The organism is Chitinophagaceae bacterium (assembly GCA_016717285.1).
Classification (GTDB): domain Bacteria; phylum Bacteroidota; class Bacteroidia; order Chitinophagales; family UBA10324; genus JACCZZ01.
This window is the reverse complement of record JADKFU010000005.1, coordinates 1,770,752-1,793,220: the sequence shown is the minus strand read 5'-3', so window position 1 is coordinate 1,793,220 and position 22,469 is coordinate 1,770,752. Positions and strand designations below refer to the sequence as shown.

At 39.0% G+C, this 22,469-nt stretch carries 14 protein-coding genes; 8 read left to right on the top strand and 6 right to left on the bottom strand.

The annotated features are described in order from the left end of the window. Positions 1-11: 11 nt before the first annotated feature. Positions 12-2,534, bottom strand: coding sequence for a DNA gyrase subunit A (gene gyrA / locus IPO83_17035; GenBank protein ID MBK9732959.1), 2,523 nt, complete (start codon positions 2,532-2,534; stop codon positions 12-14). Between the two features lie 261 nt (positions 2,535-2,795). On the opposite strand from gyrA, the gene IPO83_17030 reads away from it, so the two are divergent. After that, positions 2,796-3,374: an RNA methyltransferase gene (locus tag IPO83_17030; protein MBK9732958.1), complete on the top strand. Its 579-nt coding sequence runs from the start codon at positions 2,796-2,798 to the stop codon at positions 3,372-3,374. Between the two features lie 289 nt (positions 3,375-3,663). On the opposite strand, the gene IPO83_17025 is transcribed toward IPO83_17030, so the two are convergent. After that, positions 3,664-4,299 (bottom strand): response regulator transcription factor, encoded by a 636-nt coding sequence (locus tag IPO83_17025; GenBank protein MBK9732957.1) that lies wholly within the window; start codon positions 4,297-4,299, stop codon positions 3,664-3,666. Between the two features lie 74 nt (positions 4,300-4,373). Then, positions 4,374-7,340, bottom strand: coding sequence for a hypothetical protein (locus tag IPO83_17020; GenBank protein ID MBK9732956.1), 2,967 nt, complete (start codon positions 7,338-7,340; stop codon positions 4,374-4,376). Between the two features lie 143 nt (positions 7,341-7,483). Between IPO83_17020 and guaA the strand changes: the two genes are divergently transcribed. From guaA to IPO83_17005, 3 genes are all read left to right on the top strand, one after another. Continuing rightward, the gene (gene guaA / locus IPO83_17015) at positions 7,484-9,022 is read left to right on the top strand and encodes a glutamine-hydrolyzing GMP synthase (protein MBK9732955.1); all 1,539 of its coding nucleotides are present in this window, start codon (positions 7,484-7,486) and stop codon (positions 9,020-9,022) included. After that, entirely contained in the window at positions 8,979-10,301 is a 1,323-nt protein-coding gene (locus IPO83_17010) for an amino acid ABC transporter substrate-binding protein (GenBank protein ID MBK9732954.1), read from the top strand. Before guaA ends, IPO83_17010 begins: the two co-directional genes overlap by 44 nt. Before the next feature lie 115 nt (positions 10,302-10,416). Next, positions 10,417-11,613 carry a DUF3179 domain-containing protein gene (locus IPO83_17005; GenBank protein MBK9732953.1) on the top strand — a complete coding sequence of 399 codons (1,197 nt, stop codon included), beginning with the start codon at positions 10,417-10,419 and terminating at the stop codon, positions 11,611-11,613. Positions 11,614-11,789: 176 nt separating this feature from the next. Here IPO83_17005 and IPO83_17000 read toward each other — a convergent pair whose 3' ends face one another. Continuing rightward, positions 11,790-12,962 (bottom strand): fibronectin type III domain-containing protein, encoded by a 1,173-nt coding sequence (locus IPO83_17000; GenBank protein ID MBK9732952.1) that lies wholly within the window; start codon positions 12,960-12,962, stop codon positions 11,790-11,792. Between the two features lie 422 nt (positions 12,963-13,384). On the opposite strand from IPO83_17000, the gene IPO83_16995 reads away from it, so the two are divergent. From IPO83_16995 to IPO83_16980, 4 genes are all read left to right on the top strand, one after another. After that, entirely contained in the window at positions 13,385-15,523 is a 2,139-nt protein-coding gene (locus tag IPO83_16995) for an aryl-sulfate sulfotransferase (GenBank protein MBK9732951.1), read from the top strand. Positions 15,524-15,602: 79 nt separating this feature from the next. After that, complete coding sequence (locus IPO83_16990) at positions 15,603-17,729, top strand: aryl-sulfate sulfotransferase (GenBank protein MBK9732950.1); 2,127 nt, start codon at positions 15,603-15,605, stop codon at positions 17,727-17,729. Between the two features lie 208 nt (positions 17,730-17,937). Then, entirely contained in the window at positions 17,938-20,037 is a 2,100-nt protein-coding gene (locus IPO83_16985) for an aryl-sulfate sulfotransferase (GenBank protein MBK9732949.1), read from the top strand. Positions 20,038-20,184: 147 nt separating this feature from the next. Continuing rightward, the gene (locus IPO83_16980) at positions 20,185-20,511 is read left to right on the top strand and encodes an antibiotic biosynthesis monooxygenase (GenBank protein MBK9732948.1); all 327 of its coding nucleotides are present in this window, start codon (positions 20,185-20,187) and stop codon (positions 20,509-20,511) included. 45 nt (positions 20,512-20,556) lie between these two features. Here IPO83_16980 and IPO83_16975 read toward each other — a convergent pair whose 3' ends face one another. Together IPO83_16975 and mnmA are read right to left on the bottom strand one after the other, a co-directional pair. Next, positions 20,557-21,279: a hypothetical protein gene (locus IPO83_16975; protein MBK9732947.1), complete on the bottom strand. Its 723-nt coding sequence runs from the start codon at positions 21,277-21,279 to the stop codon at positions 20,557-20,559. Between the two features lie 10 nt (positions 21,280-21,289). Continuing rightward, entirely contained in the window at positions 21,290-22,390 is a 1,101-nt protein-coding gene (gene mnmA / locus IPO83_16970; protein MBK9732946.1) for a tRNA 2-thiouridine(34) synthase MnmA, read from the bottom strand. Positions 22,391-22,469: the final 79 nt, after the last annotated feature.

Genomic DNA, 22,469 nt, shown 5'->3' with positions numbered 1-22,469 from the left:
AGTTTGGTTAATTAATTGGGGCTGAACATATCCCCTTGTTTTTCATTAGGCTTATTTTCATCATCATCTTCATTATCAATACCTTTATCAGCATCCATCTCAATCTTTGCCACACTTGCTATTTCATCGTTGCTGGTAAGCTTTATCAATCTCACTCCCTGAGTTGCCCTGCCAATTACCTTAATGTCTGAAACTGACATTCTGATGGTAACACCAGTTTTATTGATAATCATCAGGTCATCCAGATTGGTTACATTCTTAATCGTAACTAATGTACCTGTTTTTGGCGTAATGTTCAATGTCTTAACACCTTTGGCGCCTCTGTTGGTAATGCGGTATTCATCAATATCAGTTCGTTTTCCGTAACCCTTCTCCGAAACTACCAGGATGGTTTGCGAATCATCACTCTTATCAACACAGATCATGCCCACTACTTCATCTTTTGCAGAACAGTCAATGCCTTTTACTCCGGCAGCAGTTCTTCCCATTGGGCGTACCTTCTCTTCATTAAAACGGATCGCCTTTCCGGACTTCACTGCCATCAAAACTTCCTTCTTACCATCAGTCATCTTCACTTCAAGCAATTCATCTCCTTCACGAATAGTGATGGCGTTAATGCCAGAAGATCGCGGCCGGCTGAATTCTTCCAGTGTCGTTTTCTTGATAATCCCTTTTTTAGTACAAAAAATCAGGTAATTGGATTTTAGAAATTCTTCATTGTCCATCTTCTTTACATTGATAACTGCCCTGATCTTATCGTCAGGCGGAAGGTTGATCAGATTTTGAATAGCCCTTCCTTTTACTGTTTTGTTTCCTTCAGGAACCTCATATACCTTCATCCAATAACACCTTCCCTTTTCAGTAAAGAAAAGTATGTAATTATGGTTGGAAGCAATAAAAAGATGCTCGATAAAATCTTCTTCTCTTGAACCACTTCCCATCGAGCCTTTTCCGCCTCTGTATTGGCGTTTGTAACTTGATAATGTGGTGCGTTTCATATAACCAAGGTGACTGATGGTGATTACCATTTCTTCGTCAGCAATCAGGTCCTCGATATTCATGTCTTCCGCTGAGTAAACAATTTCAGAACGCCGCTCATCACCGTATTTCTTCTTCATTTCCATCATCTCATCGCGTATAATATCCATCCGAAGTTTTTCATCAGCAAGCACGTCTTTGTAGTAATCAATTGTTTTCATCAGCTCTTTGTATTCATCGCGGATTTTATCGCGTTCCAGCCCGGTCAATCGCTGCAAGCGCATTTCGAGAATCGCTTTGGACTGAATTTCTGTGAGCTTAAACTCGGCCATCAATCCGGTCTGAGCTTCATCGGGCGTTTTGGAGGCACGAATAAGTGCAATTACCGCATCAAGGTGATCCAGTGCTATCAGCAGACCTTCGAGAATATGTGCCCTCTTTTCGGCTTCGGCCAATTCATACTTTGTCCGCCTTACAACCACTTCATGTCTGAAATCAACGAAGACACTGATCATGTCTTTCAGATTCATTTGCTTAGGTCTTCCACCAACCAAAGCAATATTATTTACGCTATATGAATTCTGAAGTTGAGTGAAATTGTATAGTTGATTCAAAACCACATTTGGAATGGCGTCTCTTTTAAGTTCAACCACGAGCCTTATGCCATCACGATCGGATTCATCCCGACATTCAGAAATGCCATCAATCTGCTTTTCCACTACCAGTTCATGAATCTTCAGGTGCACCTGAGCCTTGTTAACCTGGTAAGGAAATTCGGTTACGATAATCCGTTCTTTACCGTTCTTAAGCGTTTCAAAAATTGTTTTAGCTCTCACGACCACTTTGCCTCTGCCTGTCAGTAATCCTTGTTTCACACCATCATATCCGTAAATAGTACCTCCAGTTGGGAAGTCTGGAGCCTTTACATGTTTGATTAATTCCTCAACCGTAATATCTTTATTATCAATATAAGCATTGATGCCATCAATGACTTCTGAAATATTGTGCGGTAAGATGTTGGTGGCCATCCCAACTGCTATACCTGAAGACCCATTTACCAGCAGATTTGGAATCCGGCTTGGCATCACGGTAGGTTCTTTCAAGGTATCATCAAAATTGAACTGAAAATCAACGGTGTCTTTGTCGATATCCGTCATCATGTCTTCTGCCATTTTCTCCAAGCGCACTTCAGTATACCTCATGGCAGCAGGTGGATCATTATCCAATGATCCAAAGTTACCCTGGCCATCTACCAGCGGATAACGCATTGACCACCATTGTGCCATCCGGACAATCGCATCATAAACAGATGCATCGCCGTGAGGGTGATATTTCCCTAACACCTCTCCTACCAATCGCGCCGATTTTTTATAAGGTCTGTTGGAAGCAAGTCCCAGTTCATTCATTGCATACAGAATGCGCCGGTGCACAGGTTTTAATCCATCCCTGGCATCCGGAATTGCTCTGGATACGATAACCGACATCGAATAATCGATGTAGGCTGTTTTCATTTCTTCTTCAATATTTACCTGTATTATTTTCTCTCCGTTTGCCATGCTAACTTGTTAATTTTCAATGGTTAATTTCACTTTCAAGGAACCTTGAAAGTCTCCTTGAAATCGCTCGCGAAGTTACACATAATAAGGTAAGTTTAAACGTCAAAAAGAAGCGAAAACCCAGTGTGTGGAAAACTGCCCATTAATGTGGATTTCACGATCAGAATATGTGATTTTTTGTAATTTCCTGATAAAGCTTAGTATGAATTTGCGTACTGATTTAAAAAAAGTATTACGTACTGATTTCTATCTTTATCGATCATGACAGCAGAAAGAGAAAAACGACTCAGCGTGGTACTGCAAAAACGGCAGTTCGACATTACGGTAGTACTCGAAAATGTGTGGGATCCTCACAATGTATCGGCAGTGCTTCGCTCATGTGACGCAGTGGGCATTCAGGAAGTTTATATCATTTCACCCAAAGACAAAAAAGAATCAAAGCTTGGAAAAAAATCATCTGCCAGTGCGAGCAAATGGCTGACGATTCATCATTTTAAAGAGGTGACCAGCTGTTTTGAAATATTGCGAAAAAAATACGCGAAGATTTATTCAACGAGACTTAGTCAGGATGCAGAGAACTTGTATGCAATGGATTTCACACAATCACTTGCACTTGTTTTTGGAAATGAAAAGGATGGAGTTTCCCAAGAAGCCGCAGTGCTCTCTGATGGAAACTTCCAGATTCCGCAGACAGGAATGATTCAGAGCTTAAATATATCGGTGGCTTGTGCTGTTACCCTTTATGAATGCTACCGGCAAAGGAGTTTTGCACGTATGTATGACAGCACGGTAGAGAATCCGGAAAGACAAGCTTTGTTTCAGCAATGGAAGTCGAGGTGAATTTTTAAGCCTGAATCACTTGTTTTATTGCAAGCAAAAAGGGTATTTAAAATATAAACTGCAGGAATTCTGTCTCACTCTCTTGAAACATCCTTCCTGCAGTTTTACTATATATAATATGATAACCAATCACCTTTGCCGGAACGTTGAATAGTCTGTTTATAAGGTCAACAGATTGTTATATAAATGAAGTTCAGGTAATTCATTATCCGGATCAAAGATCGTTTGAAACAAACGGTTGTCAATACCTAAAAAGGCTGATTTTGAAAAATAGGATTAGCCACAGGAATTAATTCCTGTAAATATTTTTCCTGGCTTTATTTAGTGCTTCTACACGTGAATTAACCTGTAGTTTTAAGTAGATGTTCCGGATATGAGTTCGTACAGTGCTTATGGTCAAATATGTCTTGTCCGCAATTTCCTTGATTTTATCGCCTTTTGCAAGTAAATCAAGAATTTCGTTTTCACGATCTGATAACAACTGACATGCTTCTGTATCTATTGGCTTGGGAAAGAATGAAGCGACTACTTTACGAGCAATAACCGGTGTCATTGGCGAGCCACCAGTTAAGATGTCATTAATCGAAGCGAAGATTTCATCAATTGCAGATCGTTTGAGCAAATAACCACTGGCGCCTGCTTTGAGCGCCTGAAATATTTTCTCTTCATCTTCATTTACAGTACACATCAAAATCTGTATAGTTGGATATTTTTGTTTAATCCTTTGTGTGCAGTCAATACCTGAAATTCCTGGTAAGTTAATGTCCATGATCACAACTTGAGGCATATCGTTAACAAGATTTAACATCGCATCCTCAGCCCTTCCATACGCTTTACAAATAAACTGTTTATTAGAGTTTAATAAGAAGGATAAGCTTTCCCGAAAGTCTTTATGGTCTTCAATCAGGACAATATTAGTAGACATTGGATATTTTTTAGTTTCATTAATAGTAAAAACAGGAAGCAATAACTAACATAATCATGGTCAAGTGCTTGATGCTAAAAACAGGGTACTTTAATGTTGACGACAGTTCCATTGCCAATTTTCGATTCAAGGCTAAAAGTGCCACCGATTTCCTGAATGCGCTTATGCATGTTGAGAAGACCATCACCTTCACTTTGGTAGTTATTAAGGTTGAATCCGTTGCCATTGTCTTCGATTATTAACTCAAGATCGTTGTCTTTGAATTGCGCTATAATAGAAATACAATTTGCATTTGAATGTCGAACAATATTATTCAATGTCTCTTTAAGTACAAGAAAGAGGTTTCTTCTGAAAACTGCTGAAATATGATGATCTGGAATTTCATCTGGAAATGTAATTTCGGCAAGGATGCCACTCAAGTGTGATACCTTTTTAGTGTAACCATACATAAAGTCGATCAAACCTTTCAAAGTATCATTTTTGGGGTTTAAAGCCCAAATGATTTCATCTACCTTTCCAATTAGCCCTGTTGCGAAATCTTCTAAATTATTAAGATCCCCATAATCAGGTGTTTCAGAATTCGCGTCATTGGTTTTCATACGTGTCATGAGTAACAGGTTACTAAGATCCGCACCTAAGTCATCATGCATATCAGCAGATATTCTGCTTCTTTCATCTGCCAGCGTTTGTTCTTCCTTTAAAATACGAAGTTGCAACCTGTAATTTCTTTCTGTAAAATATTTCAATAGGGAATAGCCAAATCCTATGAGCAGGCTGACTAGAAATGTTCTAAACCACCATTGTTGCCAAATGGGAGGAATAATGCTAAATTGAATTACGGTAGGTTTACTCCACTCTGAGTTGTATTTTTTTGCTTTGAGCAAAAAAGTATAATCACCTGGTGACAAAGATGAAAATGAAATCGAATTATTTTTTGTCTCTGTCCAGTTCTTATCACTACCGGTAATCTTATACTCATAGCTAATTTTATCAGGCTGCTCAAAAGTAATAGCAATATAGTTAACGTTGAAATCAGTATTATATAGAAATTTTAGCTGCCGGAAATCTGTTATACTACTATTTCTTGTTGTAATTGATTGAACATATACCGGAGGCCGGGAGGAGGATAACTGAGAAATCCGCTTGTTGACAACGCATAATCCTGCTGAAGTAGCAAGATAGATTTTTTCACCTTTAACACAAATGTCCTTAATGTCATTTGAAACAATTCCATCAGAAGTTGTGAACGTATTTATATCTGATATGCGATTGTTTACGTAACTAAAATAACTGAAACCTTGGTTTGTTGCTACATAAATTACAGATGAATCAACAAAAACTTTGCGGCATAAATCACCCGCAAGACCATCAGCCATAGTAACGTGGTTGATGATTTTTCCGTTTTTGAAGAAATGTACTCCGTTACCGTAAGTGGCTATAATAAGAGTAGAATCGCTGAAACCCTGAATGCAAGAGATTTGGGATTTAAACTCACTGGCAAGGTTTGAATACTTTTTCACCAAATTACCATTGTAAGAGTTCAGGACATTGAACTTTTCGTACCAAAGAAAATTATCATTATCAAAATATAGGCAAAACACACGGCCAGACAGATCAAGACTTGTTGGTATAAAATTGCTAAAAACATACTTGCCATTACGTTTAAAAACCTTTTGAACTCCTCTAAATGAGGTAAAGAAAATCTCATTGTTTCTATCGAAGCCAACGTATTTAGCATTGAAATTCCTTAAATTTGATATAGTAGTGACTTCTTCAATTGAAAATGCATTGGACGAATCACGGTGAACACAAACTAATCCATTACTTACTGAGCACCAAGCGTTATTAAGTTTATCAAACACAATTCTTGTTATTCTACCCATCCTATACTTTTCATTTCCAAGATCTATCTCCAGCTTTATTGAGTCTTTGATAATACAATATAGATTTCTTGCTCCCGTCCCAAACCACAAATTATCATTGCTATCAACATTTACGCTCCATATTTCGGTTTTATCAATAACTGAGTTTCCTTCAAATAATTTAATTTGATCTGCATCATTTGACAATTTAAAAATACCTTTCCCGACAGTACAGAACCATTTATTTCCTTCATTGTCCATCATTACCGCACCCATATATGTCCCTTTTAAAAAGGATGTTTTGTATTTATATCCTTTGGTTGTCCTTTCAAAATACATAGTGTTTAAATTGGATGTAAGCAACCAAAGGCCCTTGTTTTTATCGATGTACATCCTTTGTATCGCCTCATAATCTGGAATCATTTCTTTGCCGAGTATTAAGGTGCTTTTCCCATTTTTAATTTCGCGAATTCCATCTTTAAAGCTAGTTGCCACACTTTGAGAATCCAACTTTTCAGTTACTACAAATGGTAAATTTTTGGCAACATAACATGCAGTATCAATTAATGAAAAACGTAAATCTTTAATTTGATATAAACAAGATCCTACAATAGCCATTACTTCATTTGCATTTTGAATAGGATATACGAGTCTATTTGAAGTGAATCTTTCCAACGTATCAAGGTTTAATACTTGAACATTATTTTTGGGTGTGATTAGTATCATTTCCTTCCCAGAGGAGCCAAACCATAGATTATGCTCAGTATCTTCAAGAAATGACATAAGCTCTAACTTTGTTTGAGCATTCTTTAAATTTTCAGTATTGAACGAACTATAAATCTGTCCGTTTTTGAAATAACTCAGAGTGCCATTAAGCATAAGGAGCCATATTCTGCCATCTGAGCCTTGATAAATTTTCAGAACCTCATTATCCGACAACCCATCCCTACTTGTAAAATTTTCAAAATGTTTCCCGTCAAAGCGGCTAACTCCTGCGTCTGTTCCAAACCACATGTATCCTTGTTGATCCTGCAATGCGCAATAAACAACCTGACTGGGTAATCCATCATTGACTGTATAGTTTTTATAGACAGGAGATTGCCCACTTACATTAATACTGAACATTAATAAAAGTAACATTAAGTGAAGCCTAAACAATTGCTGTATGATAGTGAACATAGTCAGTGATAAAAGAACTTCGAAAAAATAGCAAAAAAATTAATACTGCGCATTCACTTCGTATGGATTTGTAATAATTATTGTGGATACATTACATATCAGCTCTTTTGAACCCTCCCCTCTTTCCAATACCTTTGCATTCCATGGAAAGAATCCTCATTATAGATTTTGGTTCACAGTACACCCAACTGATTGCACGGCGGGTGAGAGAGTTAAATATTTATTGCGAGATATATCCGTTTCATAACTTTCCTGCTCCTGATCAGGAGGTGAAAGGTATCATTCTCTCAGGCAGCCCGTTTTCAGTGCATGATGCAAACTTTGCTGATATTGTTCTTGATGGGTTGCTAGGCAAATATCCTGTACTGGCTGTTTGTTATGGTGCACAGCTGATCGCAAAAAAATTGGGTGGAACGGTGATGCGGGCGCAAAAACGTGAATACGGAAGGGCGATGGTACACCTTCTCTCACAGGACGATGCTTTTTTAAAAGATGTGCAGCAGGATTCACAAGTATGGATGTCCCATGCTGATACCATTTCGAAACTTCCCGCCGGCTTTGAACTTATCGCGAATTCAGGAAGTATCGATATCGCTGCCTACAAAAGTTCAAAAGACGTTTTTGATCAACCTGTATATTGCCTTCAGTTTCATCCTGAAGTGATTCACTCCACCGAAGGCAAAAAACTACTCCATAATTTTTGCGTTGCTATTTGTGGTTGCCATCAAGACTGGACACCGGAATCTTTTATCACAAGCACCATTGATGAGATCCGAAAAAAAGTGGGCGATGATCATGTGATGCTGGCATTATCGGGTGGTGTTGATTCTACCGTGGCTGCGGGATTGCTCCATCAAGCTATTGGCAAAAACCTGTTTTGCTTTTTTGTAAATAACGGATTGCTTCGGAAGAATGAGTTTGAGCAAGTGCTTAAAACGTACGAGCAAATGGGACTTACTATTGACGGTGTTGATGCAAGTGAGCGGTTTTTGAACGCATTAAAAGACGTGACCGACCCTGAAACAAAAAGAAAAATTATCGGCGAACAATTTATCAGGGTATTTGAAGAAGAATCACACAAGCTTGATCATATTCAATGGCTCGCTCAAGGCACAATCTATCCGGATGTAATTGAATCCATATCAGTGCACGGACCTTCTCAAACTATTAAGAGCCATCACAACGTTGGCGGCCTTCCGGAAAAAATGCACCTGAAAATTATTGAACCACTTCGTTTGCTTTTTAAAGATGAAGTGCGGCATGTTGGTGCAGAATTAAAAATCCCTCCCGAAATTTTGAACAGGCATCCTTTTCCCGGCCCTGGCCTTTCAATTAGAATCCTCGGTGCGATCACACCTGAAAAGATCAAGTTACTGCAGGAGGCCGATGAAGTTTTTATTACCGCGCTCAAAAAAATGGGCCTCTATAATAAAGTGTGGCAGGCGGGTGTTATCTTGCTGCCGGTGCAGTCAGTTGGAGTGATGGGTGATGAACGGACATATGAAAATGTGGTTTGCCTGAGAGCAGTTGAATCAACGGACGGAATGACGGCAGACTGGTGTCACCTTCCCTATGATTTTCTTTCTTCGGTTTCCAACGAGATTATTAACAGCATTAAAGGAATCAATCGTGTAGTGTATGACATCAGTTCAAAACCGCCTTCAACCATTGAGTGGGAGTAAAATCCTGGCGCTTGCCTTTTGCTGTTGGCTTAGCTCTTGCACGACTACGAAAACAGGAACAGGTTCAAAAGAAAATATTCCTCTTCCTCAGAATAAAGAAGGAATTTCTAAACAAGCGACCAAAGAGGTACCCGTCACAATTCCTGATAAGAAACCATATAAAAAGACCTCGTATACAATTGCCATGCTGTTGCCATTCGGGAGTTCTAAGGCATATATCAGCAATCTTGATGAGCCTGGTGGTTACAACTTTCCCGAAGAAAGTCAACTTGCAGCGGAATATTACCAGGGGGCATTAATGGCGTTGGATTCGCTGCAACAACTTGGATTAAATGTAAAACTATTGGTGCATGATGTGGGATTGGATACCATTCAACTTAAAAAAAATCTGATGGCTCCTGATCTTATTTCTGCAGATTTGATTATCGGTCCTGTTGGTAATAGCAATCTTAAGATTGCCTGCGATTTTTCGTTATCTCATAAGATTTGGCTGGTGTCTCCCTTTTCTGTAATGGTGAATGGACATTCACCCAACCCCAATTACGTGCTTGCAAATGCAACCCTCAGGTCTCATTGCGAGAAGATTTACGATTATATTAGCCGCAAGAATTACAACAGCAAAGTTTATCTTATTTACAAAAAACGCCCTGCCGATCTCGAATTGGTAAACTATTTTAAAGAATACCAATCTTCGGACCAAAGCCCAAATAATCATGCGATTCAATTTGTTGAGCTCACAGACAGTAGCAAAATCAAATTCAATCAGGTAAAAGATGCTTTGTCTGACTCCGGACGCAATATTATTATAGTGCCTTCCAATGATGAGATTTTTGTTCGCTTTGTCTTAAGGCAACTGAACGGCCTTACGGACGCATTTCTGATGGAAGTTTACGGAATGCCTACTTGGGTAAACTTTGATTTGATACCAAGGGAGCAATTTGTAAATGTATCTACTCACATTACTCAAAATTTTTGGATTGATAAGTCAGGCGCAGCTGCTGAAAAGTTTAAGAATGCCTATGTTGAGAAATTCAAGGTGAATCCCACTGATTATGCCGTGAAAGGTTATGATCAACTCTTGTATTTCGGCAACATTCTGATAAAGCAGGGAATTGATTTTGAAACTGCGTTCAAACAATCGGAAACTACTGAATTGGCCGAACGGTTTTCTTTGCAACCTGTGTTATCAAACAGCGATCAGTCTTTCCTTTATTATGAAAATAAATCAGTATTTATGCTTCAATATGAAACTGATAAATTGCGAAAACTTACCTACTAAACTTTATAAGAAAGATCAAATCCGGTGTTTCTATAATCAGCTTTTACTATTTGGAAATGTTTTCCTCCAACCTCCTGCTAATCGCTGATTGATTAGTTTCGCAGCCTGAAAAAAAATGATGAAATCAGTTTTAGTATTCTTATCAGGATGGTTGCTATTGGTGATACCTGAATTGCTTCGTATATATTTTATTATGCCATTTCCGGGAAGCCAAAACTCAGATACCGTAAGCATTGCTTATTTTTTGCATCGTTATATTCTTTTATTCAGAATAACCGGAGTAATAATTATTGCTATTCCTTTATACAGATTTATATTAAGTGGGAAATGGTGGCAAAAAATTATGGTTGTATTATTAGCCGGATTCGCAGGAATTGTTTTCTATTTAACAACACAGGTGATGCAGGCAGATAAAATGTTTCTGACTCCTCATCATAGGATTTTTGCTAATGTAACTGATAATGCTGTAAACGAAAATCAATTAGTGACAGGGTGTGAAATAAATGGAGCAGCCAGTTGCTATCCGATCCAGATAATCGCCTATCATCATAAAGTGTACGATACAGTTGGTGGCACTCCTGTATTGATTACTTATTGCTCTGTTTGCAGAACCGGTCGTGTTTATAGTCCGATAATTGATGGAAAATTCCAGGACTTCCGGCTTGTGGGCATGGACCATTTCAATGCAATGCTGGAAGATGCGGAAACGAAGAGCTGGTGGAGGCAGGAAAACGGAGAGGCTGTAGCAGGAATGCAAAAAGGTAAATTCCTTACAGAACTCCCCTCGCAGCAAATGACACTTAAGGCATGGATCAACAGGTTTCCACAAACAAGAATTATGCAGCCTGATCCGGATTTCAAGAAAGAATATGCTTCACTCGAAGGGTTTGATTATGGAACTATCAACGGTAGTCTCGAAGGAACATCGCATAACTCGTGGGAGCCAAAATCGTGGGTGATTGGAATCAACATTGCAACCAAGTCGCGTGCTTATGACTGGATGCAGTTGAAACAAGAACTACTTCTGAATGATACTTTAAATGAAGTGCCACTTCTTTTGGTGATAGAAGAAGACCTGATGACTTTTCATGTGTGGAGCAGAATTGTGAATGAAAATACACTGAACTTTGTCAAAAGTGATTCAGGAAACGTATTTTATGATTCGAACACAAATTCAACCTGGAACTACAAAGGCGAATGTGTTGCAGGACCATTAAGTGGAAGTAAACTTTCGATACTTCCGGCTTACCAGGAATTCTGGCATTCATGGCAGCAGTTTCACCCAAATACATCAAGGTTTAGCAGTAACTAATTATCACTCAAATGATGATCGTTTTATTCATCCGGGTTTTCAGGTTGCAAATAGGGAATCAATAAGTCGTAGCGAGATATTTCATTTAAAAATTCCGGTTGAATGTGGGTTTTTACACATAGCTCCAAAAAAAAATCCCGGACTTGCCGGGATTTTTTTCTGAAGTTTTTTGATATTTATTTAATCATCAATGAAGTTTTGAATTCCTTACCTTCTGATCTGATACTCACGAAATAAAGTCCTGCCGTAGCATTCCTAAGTTCAATTTTCTCTTCATTAACACCTTCAGTTGATTGCCTTTCAGCACTGAAGACAACCTGGCCGTACATGTTTTGAACATTAATTTCAACCGGTGCATTTGCAGTCTGGTTGCTATATCTAACAACAAATGTTCCGGTGGAAGGATTTGGAAATACTTTGAAAGATGCTTCCATCTCAGCACTACCTGCCACTTTGAAATATTGTGTTTCCCAGATAATGGAAGCGGTGTAGGCAGAATTAGTGATTCCACAATCATTGGCCACCTGGGCTTCATACAAGGTAGCGGCAGAAAGACCAGTCAAATTTATATTGCTGGTAGAAGTTGTAAGTGGAATCCAGTCGGGTTCACCAAAAGCGCGATACTGGAACAAATAGCCTGTTGAACATAGCGCATCATTCCAATTCAGAGAAGAAGTTGTTAATCCAATATCTGTAACAATGAAACTTGTTGGTATAGGACAGGCGCTGGTGGTTTTAGTAACCTTTGACCAATCGCTCTTTTCACCATTTTCACAAATTGCACGAACCTGAAGGTCGTAAGTGGTTGATGAAGCCAGCCCGCTAAAAGTGTAACTGTTTGCTAATGCCGCATCAATACTTGAAGACCAATCGGTGGTACCGGCAACTCTGTATTGTACCTTATAGGAAGCGGCGGTTGACACGCTTGCCCAATTAAGCGTAATCTCACAAGCTGTGATGCCACTGGCCGATAATTCATTCGGTTTGGGATTGATCGATACATTGTTAGCGCAAGGCGACCCTATAACAGCAGGAGTGCTTGAGATAACCCTGATTTTGTACTTTTTACTGGTTACCAATCCCGCAGGTAGCGTGCAGGAAATGTTTCCGCTATTTTTTTTTGTAACAGAACCTATTGTTGTCGGGGATGCAAAATTTCCGTCCTTGTCACTCAACTGAGCGGTAAATACATTCCCGGTGATGGCCGATGCATCTATATCATAGCCGACGGTTAAAGCAGCACCGCCGCAAAAAGGACCATCAAGCACTTTTTTTGTAGTGATGGAAGTAAGAGCGTAAGAATGAATACTAAAAGCAAATACCATTAAGAAGAGAAAAGTTTTTTTCATGGGGTATGTTTGTTTAGGTTAAAAAAGCATTTCAAAATTAGAAAGAAAAAACAAGGAGGAAAACTATTTTATTAAAGTGATTTAATCATGATTACCGATAAAGTATAATGTGTGATGATGACTCATTCCGAAAGATGCGCAATGTTGGACAACTTTTAATGCATTGGACCTGATCGCATGCATGATAAAAACAAACATTTCATAACTTCCTTTGTTACCTTTTTAGTACTGCTTAAGATACTGTGTGGATTAAGTTAGAAATCAATTCTTAAAAATCAGTTAATTTGCACCGTTTTTTGATCCGGCAACAGGGTTGATCGATAGCTCATAAGTTTATAAAAACAACTTAACGAATCGGATTTTAGGCCCGCGGAAAATTTCTTCATGAAGCTTTTTTACTAACACAAAACGAATACCCGAATATGAATTTATTCTCTAGTATTGTACTGACACTTTTTCTGAATTTATTTTTTGCCGGAAGTATTTTTGCGCAGTTTGAATATATCTCTCCTAAACCGAACAGTCTGTATCACAATCCGGAGACCAATATCATTTTGAAATCCGGCAGTGAGATGGACCAGCATTCTCTGAAGACTGAGTTAGTACAAATTACCGGATCCATAAGCGGAGTACATGCCTTTAAGATCGTGCTTTCAAACGATCAAAAAACAATCCTCTTCTATCCTACCGTAAAGTTTGAATTTGATGAAACCGTTACCGTAATTATAGCAGATGGATTTAAAATAAAGTCCGGGGAAGAAGTGAAAGGCACAAGCTTTACCTTCCAAATACATCCTGCCAGGGATGCCGCAACTATTGAGGCCATTCATCTGGCAGGAAAACACATTCGCGAAGAAGAATACGGAAACGAACTTTCCTCAACAGATTCCGGAAATGGAGCGGCAAATAAATTACAGCCCGATTGTATTTATCCTGAACTTGAGATTACTTCAACTGGCAATGAATATAATGCCCCCGTGTTTATGCGCAATCAGCGCCTTAACGATAATATTTGTTTTTCGCGACACATTGCCAGCAATGAAGGAGATTCCGTATATGCCGTCTTTGATGAATTCGCTGGTATTGATTTCAAAATTAATTATAACGGATACCTTACGTATTTTGATAAAGGTGACAGCACCTTTGTGATGATGGATTCTGCCTATAACGAAATCAAGAAATTTCACATGGGGAATGGATATCCCTGTGATGAGCATGAATTTCTTGTGTATCCTAATGGTCATTCTTTTCTGATGAGTTATGATCCGCAGATCATCGATATGTCTGTGATTGTTTCAGGCGGAGCCACTGATGCCGTTGTATCAGGGCTGGTAATTCAGGAATTAGATGAAAACGACAATGTTATTTTTCAATGGAGAAGCTGGGATTATCTGGAGATTACAGATGCGGTGATGCAGGTTTGTCTCACATGTCTTGAAATTGATTATGTACACGGAAATTCCATTGACATAGATGTTGATGGCAACCTATTGGTTTCCTGCAGGCATTTGAGTGCCATTCTGAAAATTAATCGGTCCACCGGCGACATCATATGGCAGATGGGCGGTGAAAACAACGAATTTACTTTCATCAACGATCCGGGCCCTACTCATTTTTACTATCAACATCATTTTCGATTGTTGCCAGATGGCAATTATTCGATGTTTAATAATGCGAATTATCAGATTCCCCAGGCATCAGGGGCAAAGATTTTTTCATTGGACCAGGTTACAAAAACAGCAACGCTTGTTTGGGAATATGTGCATCCTAAAGTAGTAGGTTATAACGAAGCCTTTGATTATTATGTTTATGGAAGAGCAATGGGAAGTGTACAACTCTTACCGAATGGGAACTGGTTAATCGGCTGGGGCTTGCTTACCAATCCGAACTTTGCTCCCTATCCGAATGTATCGGAAGTTGACAGTGCAGGTAATATTGTATGGGAATTAAGATACACCGACAGCACACTTGTTTCTTATCGTGCTTTTAAATTTGATTTTATACGTTGCGGATATATTGCGGACAGTTCTTTGATGCCGACTTTTGTTGGGTCGGATTCAGTGGATCTGTCGTGGGATAATTCCAACAATGCAACATCTTATATTTTTCAATATAAGTCATTTGGCGCAACAGATTGGATTACTATGACTCTTTCAACTAATTCTGTTTCACTCAATGGGCTTATTCCGCAAACTGTTTATGAATGGCGTGTGCAGGGTATTTGTGATGCCTACAACGACTCTTCTGCTTTCACGGCAACACACGTGTTTAACACAATTTTTGATGGAATCGTTAATGCATCTGTAAAGAAGCTTCTCTGCAACATCTATCCTAATCCCGCAACATTGCAAACATCAGTAACTGTGTATTTGCCGGAGCGCGGTAAGTTGAAGCTGGTCGTTATAAATTTACTTGGCGAAATAGTTTACCAAAATGAACCGGAAGCTATTGCAGGCAAGAATTTGTTCACCATTCCCGTCGGTTTCTTACCTCGCGGAATATACACAGTTCAAATAGCTACCAGCCAATCACAGCATACTGAGCAGTTGGTGATTCAATAATTAATTTCAGGAGGCACTCAATATCATTCATCATTAAAATCCCTTTTTAGTAAAAGAACTTCTTTAAAAAACCTGTTACATGAAAATCACCTGTACCTTTTTTGCATTCGCACTTAGCATTCAAATTGTTTCCGCTCAATTTAGCTATGTAAGTCCGATGCCGGGATCACTATATCACAACCCGCAAACAAACATTATTCTGCTCAATGGACAGACAATTGACGCGGAGTCGGTGTCAAATCCTGACCTGCTTGAGATTGTTGGTTCTGTAAGCGGAAATCATACCTGGAAGGCACGCTTATCAGACGACAATAAAACTGTTGTCATTAAACCTGTTCCTCTGTTTGCTTACGACGAAACTGTATATGTAATTGTAAACAACGGCCTTCGTAAAAGTACAGGTGAGGTAATCAATGGCACGTCTTTCAGTTTTCAGACCCGTAAAGCAATTACACCTGAACAACAGGCACGTTACAAAAAAGATAAGCTGGAAGATTTCATAGAATCGTTCGGATACAATCCAACTAAACCAACTGGACCAATCGATCCAAATGACGATCCTCAGGATGGTTTTTTTGAAACTCCGGATTCATTTCCGAGTTTTAAGATCAATATAAATAACAACCCTGCACCCGGAAAAATATTTTACGGATCACAGCAGGAACTTGACGAAGAAGACACCAATTCCTTTCCAACCATAATTGAAAATGACGGCACATTAGTTTGGGCGCGGGACGAGGGAAAAGATGGTCATGATTTTAAAATAAATCCCAGCGGTTACCTGAGCTACTATAGTTACGCTTATTCCTGGTGGAAAATACTGGACTCAAATTATAATGAGATTGATTCTGTTCATTGCGGAAATGGTTATGATGATGAAACCAACGGACATGATTTTCAGATGTATGCCGATGGCCATTATTATGTTCCTGCCTTTAATGACCTGACAATTGATATGACTGCCTATGGAGGTCAGCCGGATGCATTGGTGAAAGGATATATTCTCCAGGAACTTGATCAAAACAAAGATGTCATTTTCCAATGGAGAAGTTGGGATCATTTTCTTTTTACTGATGCAAATCAATGGACACCACTTACTAACTCTAAAGTGGACTATGTACATGGCAATGCATGTAGCAGAGATCTGGATGGAAATGTAATAATCTCCTGCCGTAACATGGATGAAGTAACTAAAATCAACAGGCAGACAGGAGATATTATCTGGAGAATGGGCGGCGAAAACAATCAATTTACTTTTGTAGACGATAATATTCCTCAACATTTCAGTCAGCAGCACGATGCACGCAGAATTGCGAATGGAAATATCACGCTTTTCAACAATGGCAATAAGTTACCTCCTGAAATCAGCAGTGCAAAAGAATACCAGCTTGATGAAGTGAATAAGATTGCAACTTTGGTTTGGTATTATGAACATCCCGATGTTCCACCAAATCATGTGTTCGGACGTGCTTCGGGCAACGCACAACGGCTTCCCAATGGTAACACGATGATTAGCTGGGGAACCATTTATTGGAATAAAGATATTCCTTCAATGACTGAAGTTGATTCTAATAAAAACATTGTGTGGGAAATGACATTTGATACAGCCGGGCAAAAAAGTTACCGGACCTATAAGTTTGAATGGATCCGTTGTGCGGTTCCTGTAGACAGCACTTTAACCTCAACTTTTTACGAACCGGATTCTGTGGTGGTTAGTTGGGGAGATCCGAATAATTCTTCATCTTATATTTTTGAATATAAGCTTTCCACTGAAGTGGATTGGATAACCATTCCAACGACAGAAAACTTTATTTCCATAGATAATCTGATACCTCAATCCGTTTATGACTGGAGGGTGCATACAGTCTGTGAAAAATTTACGGACACTTCCACCATTTCAAACGTGCATCAATTTAATACGATTGGATCAGGTGCACCTGTTCAACAAGAAACTACAGCTTCATTTAGTCTTTATCCAAATCCCGCTGTTTCAGGGGTTACGATCTCATTGAATTTACAAGAGGCCGGAAATATTGTGATTTCATTGACGAACGCTTTAGGCCAGGAGATTCATGAAGAATCCTTTAAAGCTGCTGCAGGAAAAAGTCAGCGCGAGATCAAGTTAAAAGGATTACCGGCAGGGGCTTATACCGTTCAGATGAGAACTGAAAAACTGGTCAGCAAGCAGCAGTTAGTAATTCATTAAACCTGGTACTATAATCTTGTTACTTTATTCGGAAGGCATACCTTGTTGGTATGCCTTTCCTGTTTCATTGAATTCCAATCATTTTATCCATAGCCATTCTGAAGTGTTATTCCTCCTCTCAATAGATATTCGCTATCAATACTTTTATTGATGTTTTAATTTTATCTTTCTTTGGATTTTCAATGCATGCTTCAAAAATAAATTCTTGATGATGAAGAAAATTTCTACCCTCTTTGCTTTTTGCCTGATTGGTAGTACTACAATGGCACAATTCAACTATATAAGTCCGAATCCGGGCTCACAATATCATAACCCGGAAACCAATATCATTCTCAAAAACGGTCAATTTATAGATCAGGCAACAGTATCTGACAAGCAACTGCTGAATATTTCAGGATCACTGAGCGGCGCACATGCATGGAATGCGCGACTATCAGATGACAGGAAAACCATTATAGTACATCCTGTTCCCGAATTTGCTTACGGCGAAACAATTTCAGTTACAGTGAATGCGAAATTGAGAAGTGAAAAAGGATCGAGAATTGAAGGCACGACCTTTTCATTTAGTACAAGGAATCAGATAACGCCTGAAGAAAATGAGCGTTACAGGCAAAGCAGACTCGATAATTTTATTGAATCATTTGGTTACGACCCAACAAAGAAATTAGAAAAAGAACAATTTGAAACTCCTGACTCCTTTCCAACATTTGTAATTAATGTAAACAACAATGCAACTCCCGGACAAATTTTCTACGACAATCAGAATGAAAATGATCCAAATGACTCCAATTCTTTTCCCACAATTATAGAGAATGACGGAACACTCGTTTTTGCCAGAGATGAAGTTGGCAGCGGACATGCATTTCAACTCAATCACAATGGCTACCTGACTTTCTTTCAATATTCTAATTCCCATTGGAAAATTATGGACTCCAACTATAATGAAATTGACTCATTTACCTGTGGGAATGGTTACTCGACTGTAACCAATGGACATGATTTTCAAATTTTTCCCGATGGTCACAGTCTGATAATCGCGTTTGATGATCAGACCATTAATATGACCGCTTATGGCGGAAGTCCTGTTGCAGATGTAAAAGGATTGATAGTGCAGGAACTGGATGCTAATAAAGAAGTGATCTTTCAATGGAGAAGCTGGGATCATTTTCTTTTTACGGATGCCAATCAATACACGCCATTAACCAACAGTCAGGTAGATTATGTGCATGGAAATACGGTGGAGCGGGATTTTGACGGTAACATCCTGATCTCCTGCCGCAATATGGATGAGTTAACGAAGATTAACCGGGAAACTGGCGATATTATCTGGAGGATGGGCGGAGAAAACAATCAGTTTACTTTCGTGAATGATAATATTCCCGAACATTTTCACCAACAACATGACGTAAGAAGAATTGCCAATGGCCACATTACCATCCTGAATAACGGTAACTACCTGCCCATACAGATTTCCAGTGCCAAAGAATATCAATTAGATGAGGTGAATAAAGTGGCAACACTGGTTTGGTTTTATGAACATCCGGATGTCAATGGAAACAAAGTTTTTGCGCGTGCTTCAGGTAATGCCCAACGGTTGCCCAATGGAAATACCATGATCAGTTGGGGAACCATTTATTTCGATAAGGGAATACCTAATATGACTGAAGTTGATATGAATAAAAATATTGTCTGGGAAATGACTTTTGACGAATCAGGTCAGAAAAGCTATCGCACCTTTAAATTTGACTGGGATCCGTGTAGCCGTGTTTCCGGCTTTACCATGAAAGCAACCAAGAAGCCCGGTAAAATGATTTTGAGCTGGCAGCCTGCAACCGGAGCTATAAGTTATAAGGTGAATTACCGTCCGCTTGGAACTACAGCATGGCAAACTAAAAATATAAAGGCTCCCAAAATAAACCTCCTGGGACTTCTGCCTGCAACTACCTATGAATGGAAAGTAAAAACCGTTTGCGAGAAATCACCGCTGGTCAGCTCTTTATTTTCAGAGATCAAAACTTTTGTTACTCCTCAAAAAACTGCTGCTATAATTGACGAAAATTTGCACTTGACTATTAATGCTTACCCGGTTCCTGCAAGCAACTTTTTAAATGTAGCTATTGATAACGCATCAGACGAAACCATACTGGTGATTCGGGATATGATGGGAAGGGTTATTTATCAGAAAAAAAATGAAGCAGATGAAGAGACACTGCTTACGATTGATGTAAGCAAATGGGAAAGAGGTATATATTTTCTGGAAATAAAAGAAAATTCAATTTCCAGTATTCGAAAAGTGGTTGTTGAGTAATTTTTATAAATAAACATCTGCTTATGAAATTCAAGACAACATTGCTCAATTAAAATACCTGGAAAGTATTTCTCACCATAATTTTTTTAGTTCAAGGTTGAATTTCTATTCCAATAATCGAACGATAGTACATTAAATAACAAACTGATGATAGCCCCGACTCCTCCTGTTCCCTACTATGCCGTTGTTTTTACGTCCATTAAAACCGGTGACATTGAAGGTTACGAAAATATGTCAGAGCGAATGGAACTTCTTGCAAGGGAGCAACCTGGATATCTAGGCATGGAAAGCGCAAGGGAAGAACTTGGAATTACCGTTTCCTATTGGGAAAGTTTAGAAGCCATCAGTAACTGGAAGAAAAACAGTGAGCACGTGTTTGCGCAGTTAACGGGAAAACAAAAATGGTATGCTGCTTATAAAACCCGAATCTGCAAAGTTGAACGTGATTATGGGTTCGAAAAGGAAATACTATAAATGGAAAAACAGATTCCGTCTTTTTCCTGAGCATGCACAATGGTATTAATTGTGCTCCTTAATCTTCATGGTTAAGATGTAACCATTCTTATAATGAGGCGGAGGTTGCGTTTCAAAATTTTGTTCTTCCTTATAGATTAGCCCAATATTTTTCGCATACTTCTCCTGATAAAATGTTGTTTGGATGGCATTGATATCCTCGTACTGCGTTACTGTAACAACGGAATCATAAGACGCAGTATCAATTTCGAGTATCGTATTTACGTCAGTATATTCATATTCCCAATCAGCAAGATACACCAGAGGGCTATCAGTATTTATAAGGCTGTTCCCTTTCCATTTTTTATCCAACAGAACCGGAAAATTCAGTTTTACAAACCGAAGATTCTCTTCCACTTTTTCAGCAGTGTTCTCAGTTAAGTTAGCTGACCAGATATCAGTAACCACCCAGTCATCAACCGGAGTGCTTCTCCTGCTCCTTATAATCCGGAATGCCTCTTGATTTGATGCATCCAGAAATGAACTATCCACTAATTCCATCAATTGATAATGCGCCGTATCAGTTGTATCAAAGAAATCACTAAACACAATGGAATCAACATCATAAATAATGTATTTGCCTGTTGTTAACGGGAAATAACTTTGATCTATCGGGACAGGATCGATGGAAGATTTTTTACAGGCTGAATAGATAAATGCAATGCATAGCATTAGGATACAGAAAAAGACACACTGAATTATTTTTCCTGAGTTTCCTGCAATCTTCATCCTGATTTAATTAAACTGTAAAACTTGAGTGAATGATACCGCCGCCAATCACATCATTTCCTTCATAAAAAACTGCTGACTGACCGGGTGCAACACCCTTTACTTCACCTTCAAATTCCGCCCTGATTTTTTTTCCATCATTATATAAACGGCAGGATGTTCCTGCGTCTTTATAACGAACCTTTGCCGTTGCTTCAAGTCCATCAATGATGGTTGCGTACTTCTGAAGATTGATCCCTCCTACTATCATCCCGGTCCGTTGCAGGTCTTCTTCTTCTCCAAGCACGACAGTATTTGTTTCGGCAATAATATCTGTAACAAACATGGGTTTGCCGAAAGCGATGCCAAGCCCTTTGCGCTGACCAATAGTGAAAAAAGGATATCCTTCATGCGTTCCAACTACTTCTCCTTTTGAGTTTACAAATTTTCCACCATTCACTTTTGCTTCCAGGTCAGGCACTCTTCGCTTTAAAAATCCGCGGTAATCATTGTCAGGAATAAAACAAATTTCATAGGATTCGCTCTTTTTTGCAAGATCAGTATAACCCCATTCCATACACATTTTGCGAATGTCCTTTTTATGAAATCCACCTAACGGGAAACGGCTCATTGCAAGGTTTTCCTGAGCAAGTCCCCACAAAACATACGACTGATCTTTCCAGTCATCCACTCCCTTTGAAATTACATAGCGTTCATTTTCTTCCCGCAGTTGAGCATAATGCCCTGTTGCGATAAATTCACAATCCATCTGTTTTGCACGCTTAAGCAAAGCAGTCCACTTAATGTGTGTATTACAAAGCACGCACGGATTCGGTGTTCTGCCTGCAATATATTCTTCCACAAAATTCTCTATCACGGCATCGCCAAATTCTTCCCGAATATCAACAATATAATGAGCGAAGCCCAGGTCAACAGCAAGTTGCCGCGCATCATTGATCGAATCGAGATTACAGCATCCTGTTTCCTTTTTAGAACCTCCGGATGAAGCATAATCCCATGTTTTCATGGTAATGCCTACCACTTCATATCCTTCATTGTGAAGCATAACAGCAGCCACCGTACTGTCGATGCCGCCACTCATAGCCACCAATATTTTTCCTTGCTTGCTCATTTCTTCTTTTAACGATTGCTATTTCTTTGTCTTTAAAATTTGCTATCCAGCTTTTAAGATGCGGAGAAGGATTAAAGAT

Excerpts from the sequence above, each read along its gene's own strand:
- IPO83_17000 (MBK9732952.1), bottom strand. The coding sequence starts at position 12,962 with ATGAAAAAAACTTTTCTCTTCTTAATGGTATTTGCTTTTAGTATTCAT.
- IPO83_17020 (MBK9732956.1), bottom strand. The coding sequence starts at position 7,340 with ATGTTCACTATCATACAGCAATTGTTTAGGCTTCACTTAATGTTACTT.
- IPO83_16995 (MBK9732951.1), top strand. The coding sequence starts at position 13,385 with ATGAATTTATTCTCTAGTATTGTACTGACACTTTTTCTGAATTTATTT.
- guaA (MBK9732955.1), top strand. The coding sequence starts at position 7,484 with ATGGAAAGAATCCTCATTATAGATTTTGGTTCACAGTACACCCAACTG.
- IPO83_17025 (MBK9732957.1), bottom strand. The coding sequence starts at position 4,299 with ATGTCTACTAATATTGTCCTGATTGAAGACCATAAAGACTTTCGGGAA.
- IPO83_17010 (MBK9732954.1), top strand. The coding sequence starts at position 8,979 with ATGACATCAGTTCAAAACCGCCTTCAACCATTGAGTGGGAGTAAAATC.
- IPO83_16985 (MBK9732949.1), top strand. The coding sequence starts at position 17,938 with ATGATGAAGAAAATTTCTACCCTCTTTGCTTTTTGCCTGATTGGTAGT.
- IPO83_16980 (MBK9732948.1), top strand. The coding sequence starts at position 20,185 with ATGATAGCCCCGACTCCTCCTGTTCCCTACTATGCCGTTGTTTTTACG.
- IPO83_17005 (MBK9732953.1), top strand. The coding sequence starts at position 10,417 with ATGATGAAATCAGTTTTAGTATTCTTATCAGGATGGTTGCTATTGGTG.
- IPO83_16975 (MBK9732947.1), bottom strand. The coding sequence starts at position 21,279 with ATGAAGATTGCAGGAAACTCAGGAAAAATAATTCAGTGTGTCTTTTTC.
- IPO83_17030 (MBK9732958.1), top strand. The coding sequence starts at position 2,796 with ATGACAGCAGAAAGAGAAAAACGACTCAGCGTGGTACTGCAAAAACGG.
- mnmA (MBK9732946.1), bottom strand. The coding sequence starts at position 22,390 with ATGAGCAAGCAAGGAAAAATATTGGTGGCTATGAGTGGCGGCATCGAC.
- gyrA (MBK9732959.1), bottom strand. The coding sequence starts at position 2,534 with ATGGCAAACGGAGAGAAAATAATACAGGTAAATATTGAAGAAGAAATG.
- IPO83_16990 (MBK9732950.1), top strand. The coding sequence starts at position 15,603 with ATGAAAATCACCTGTACCTTTTTTGCATTCGCACTTAGCATTCAAATT.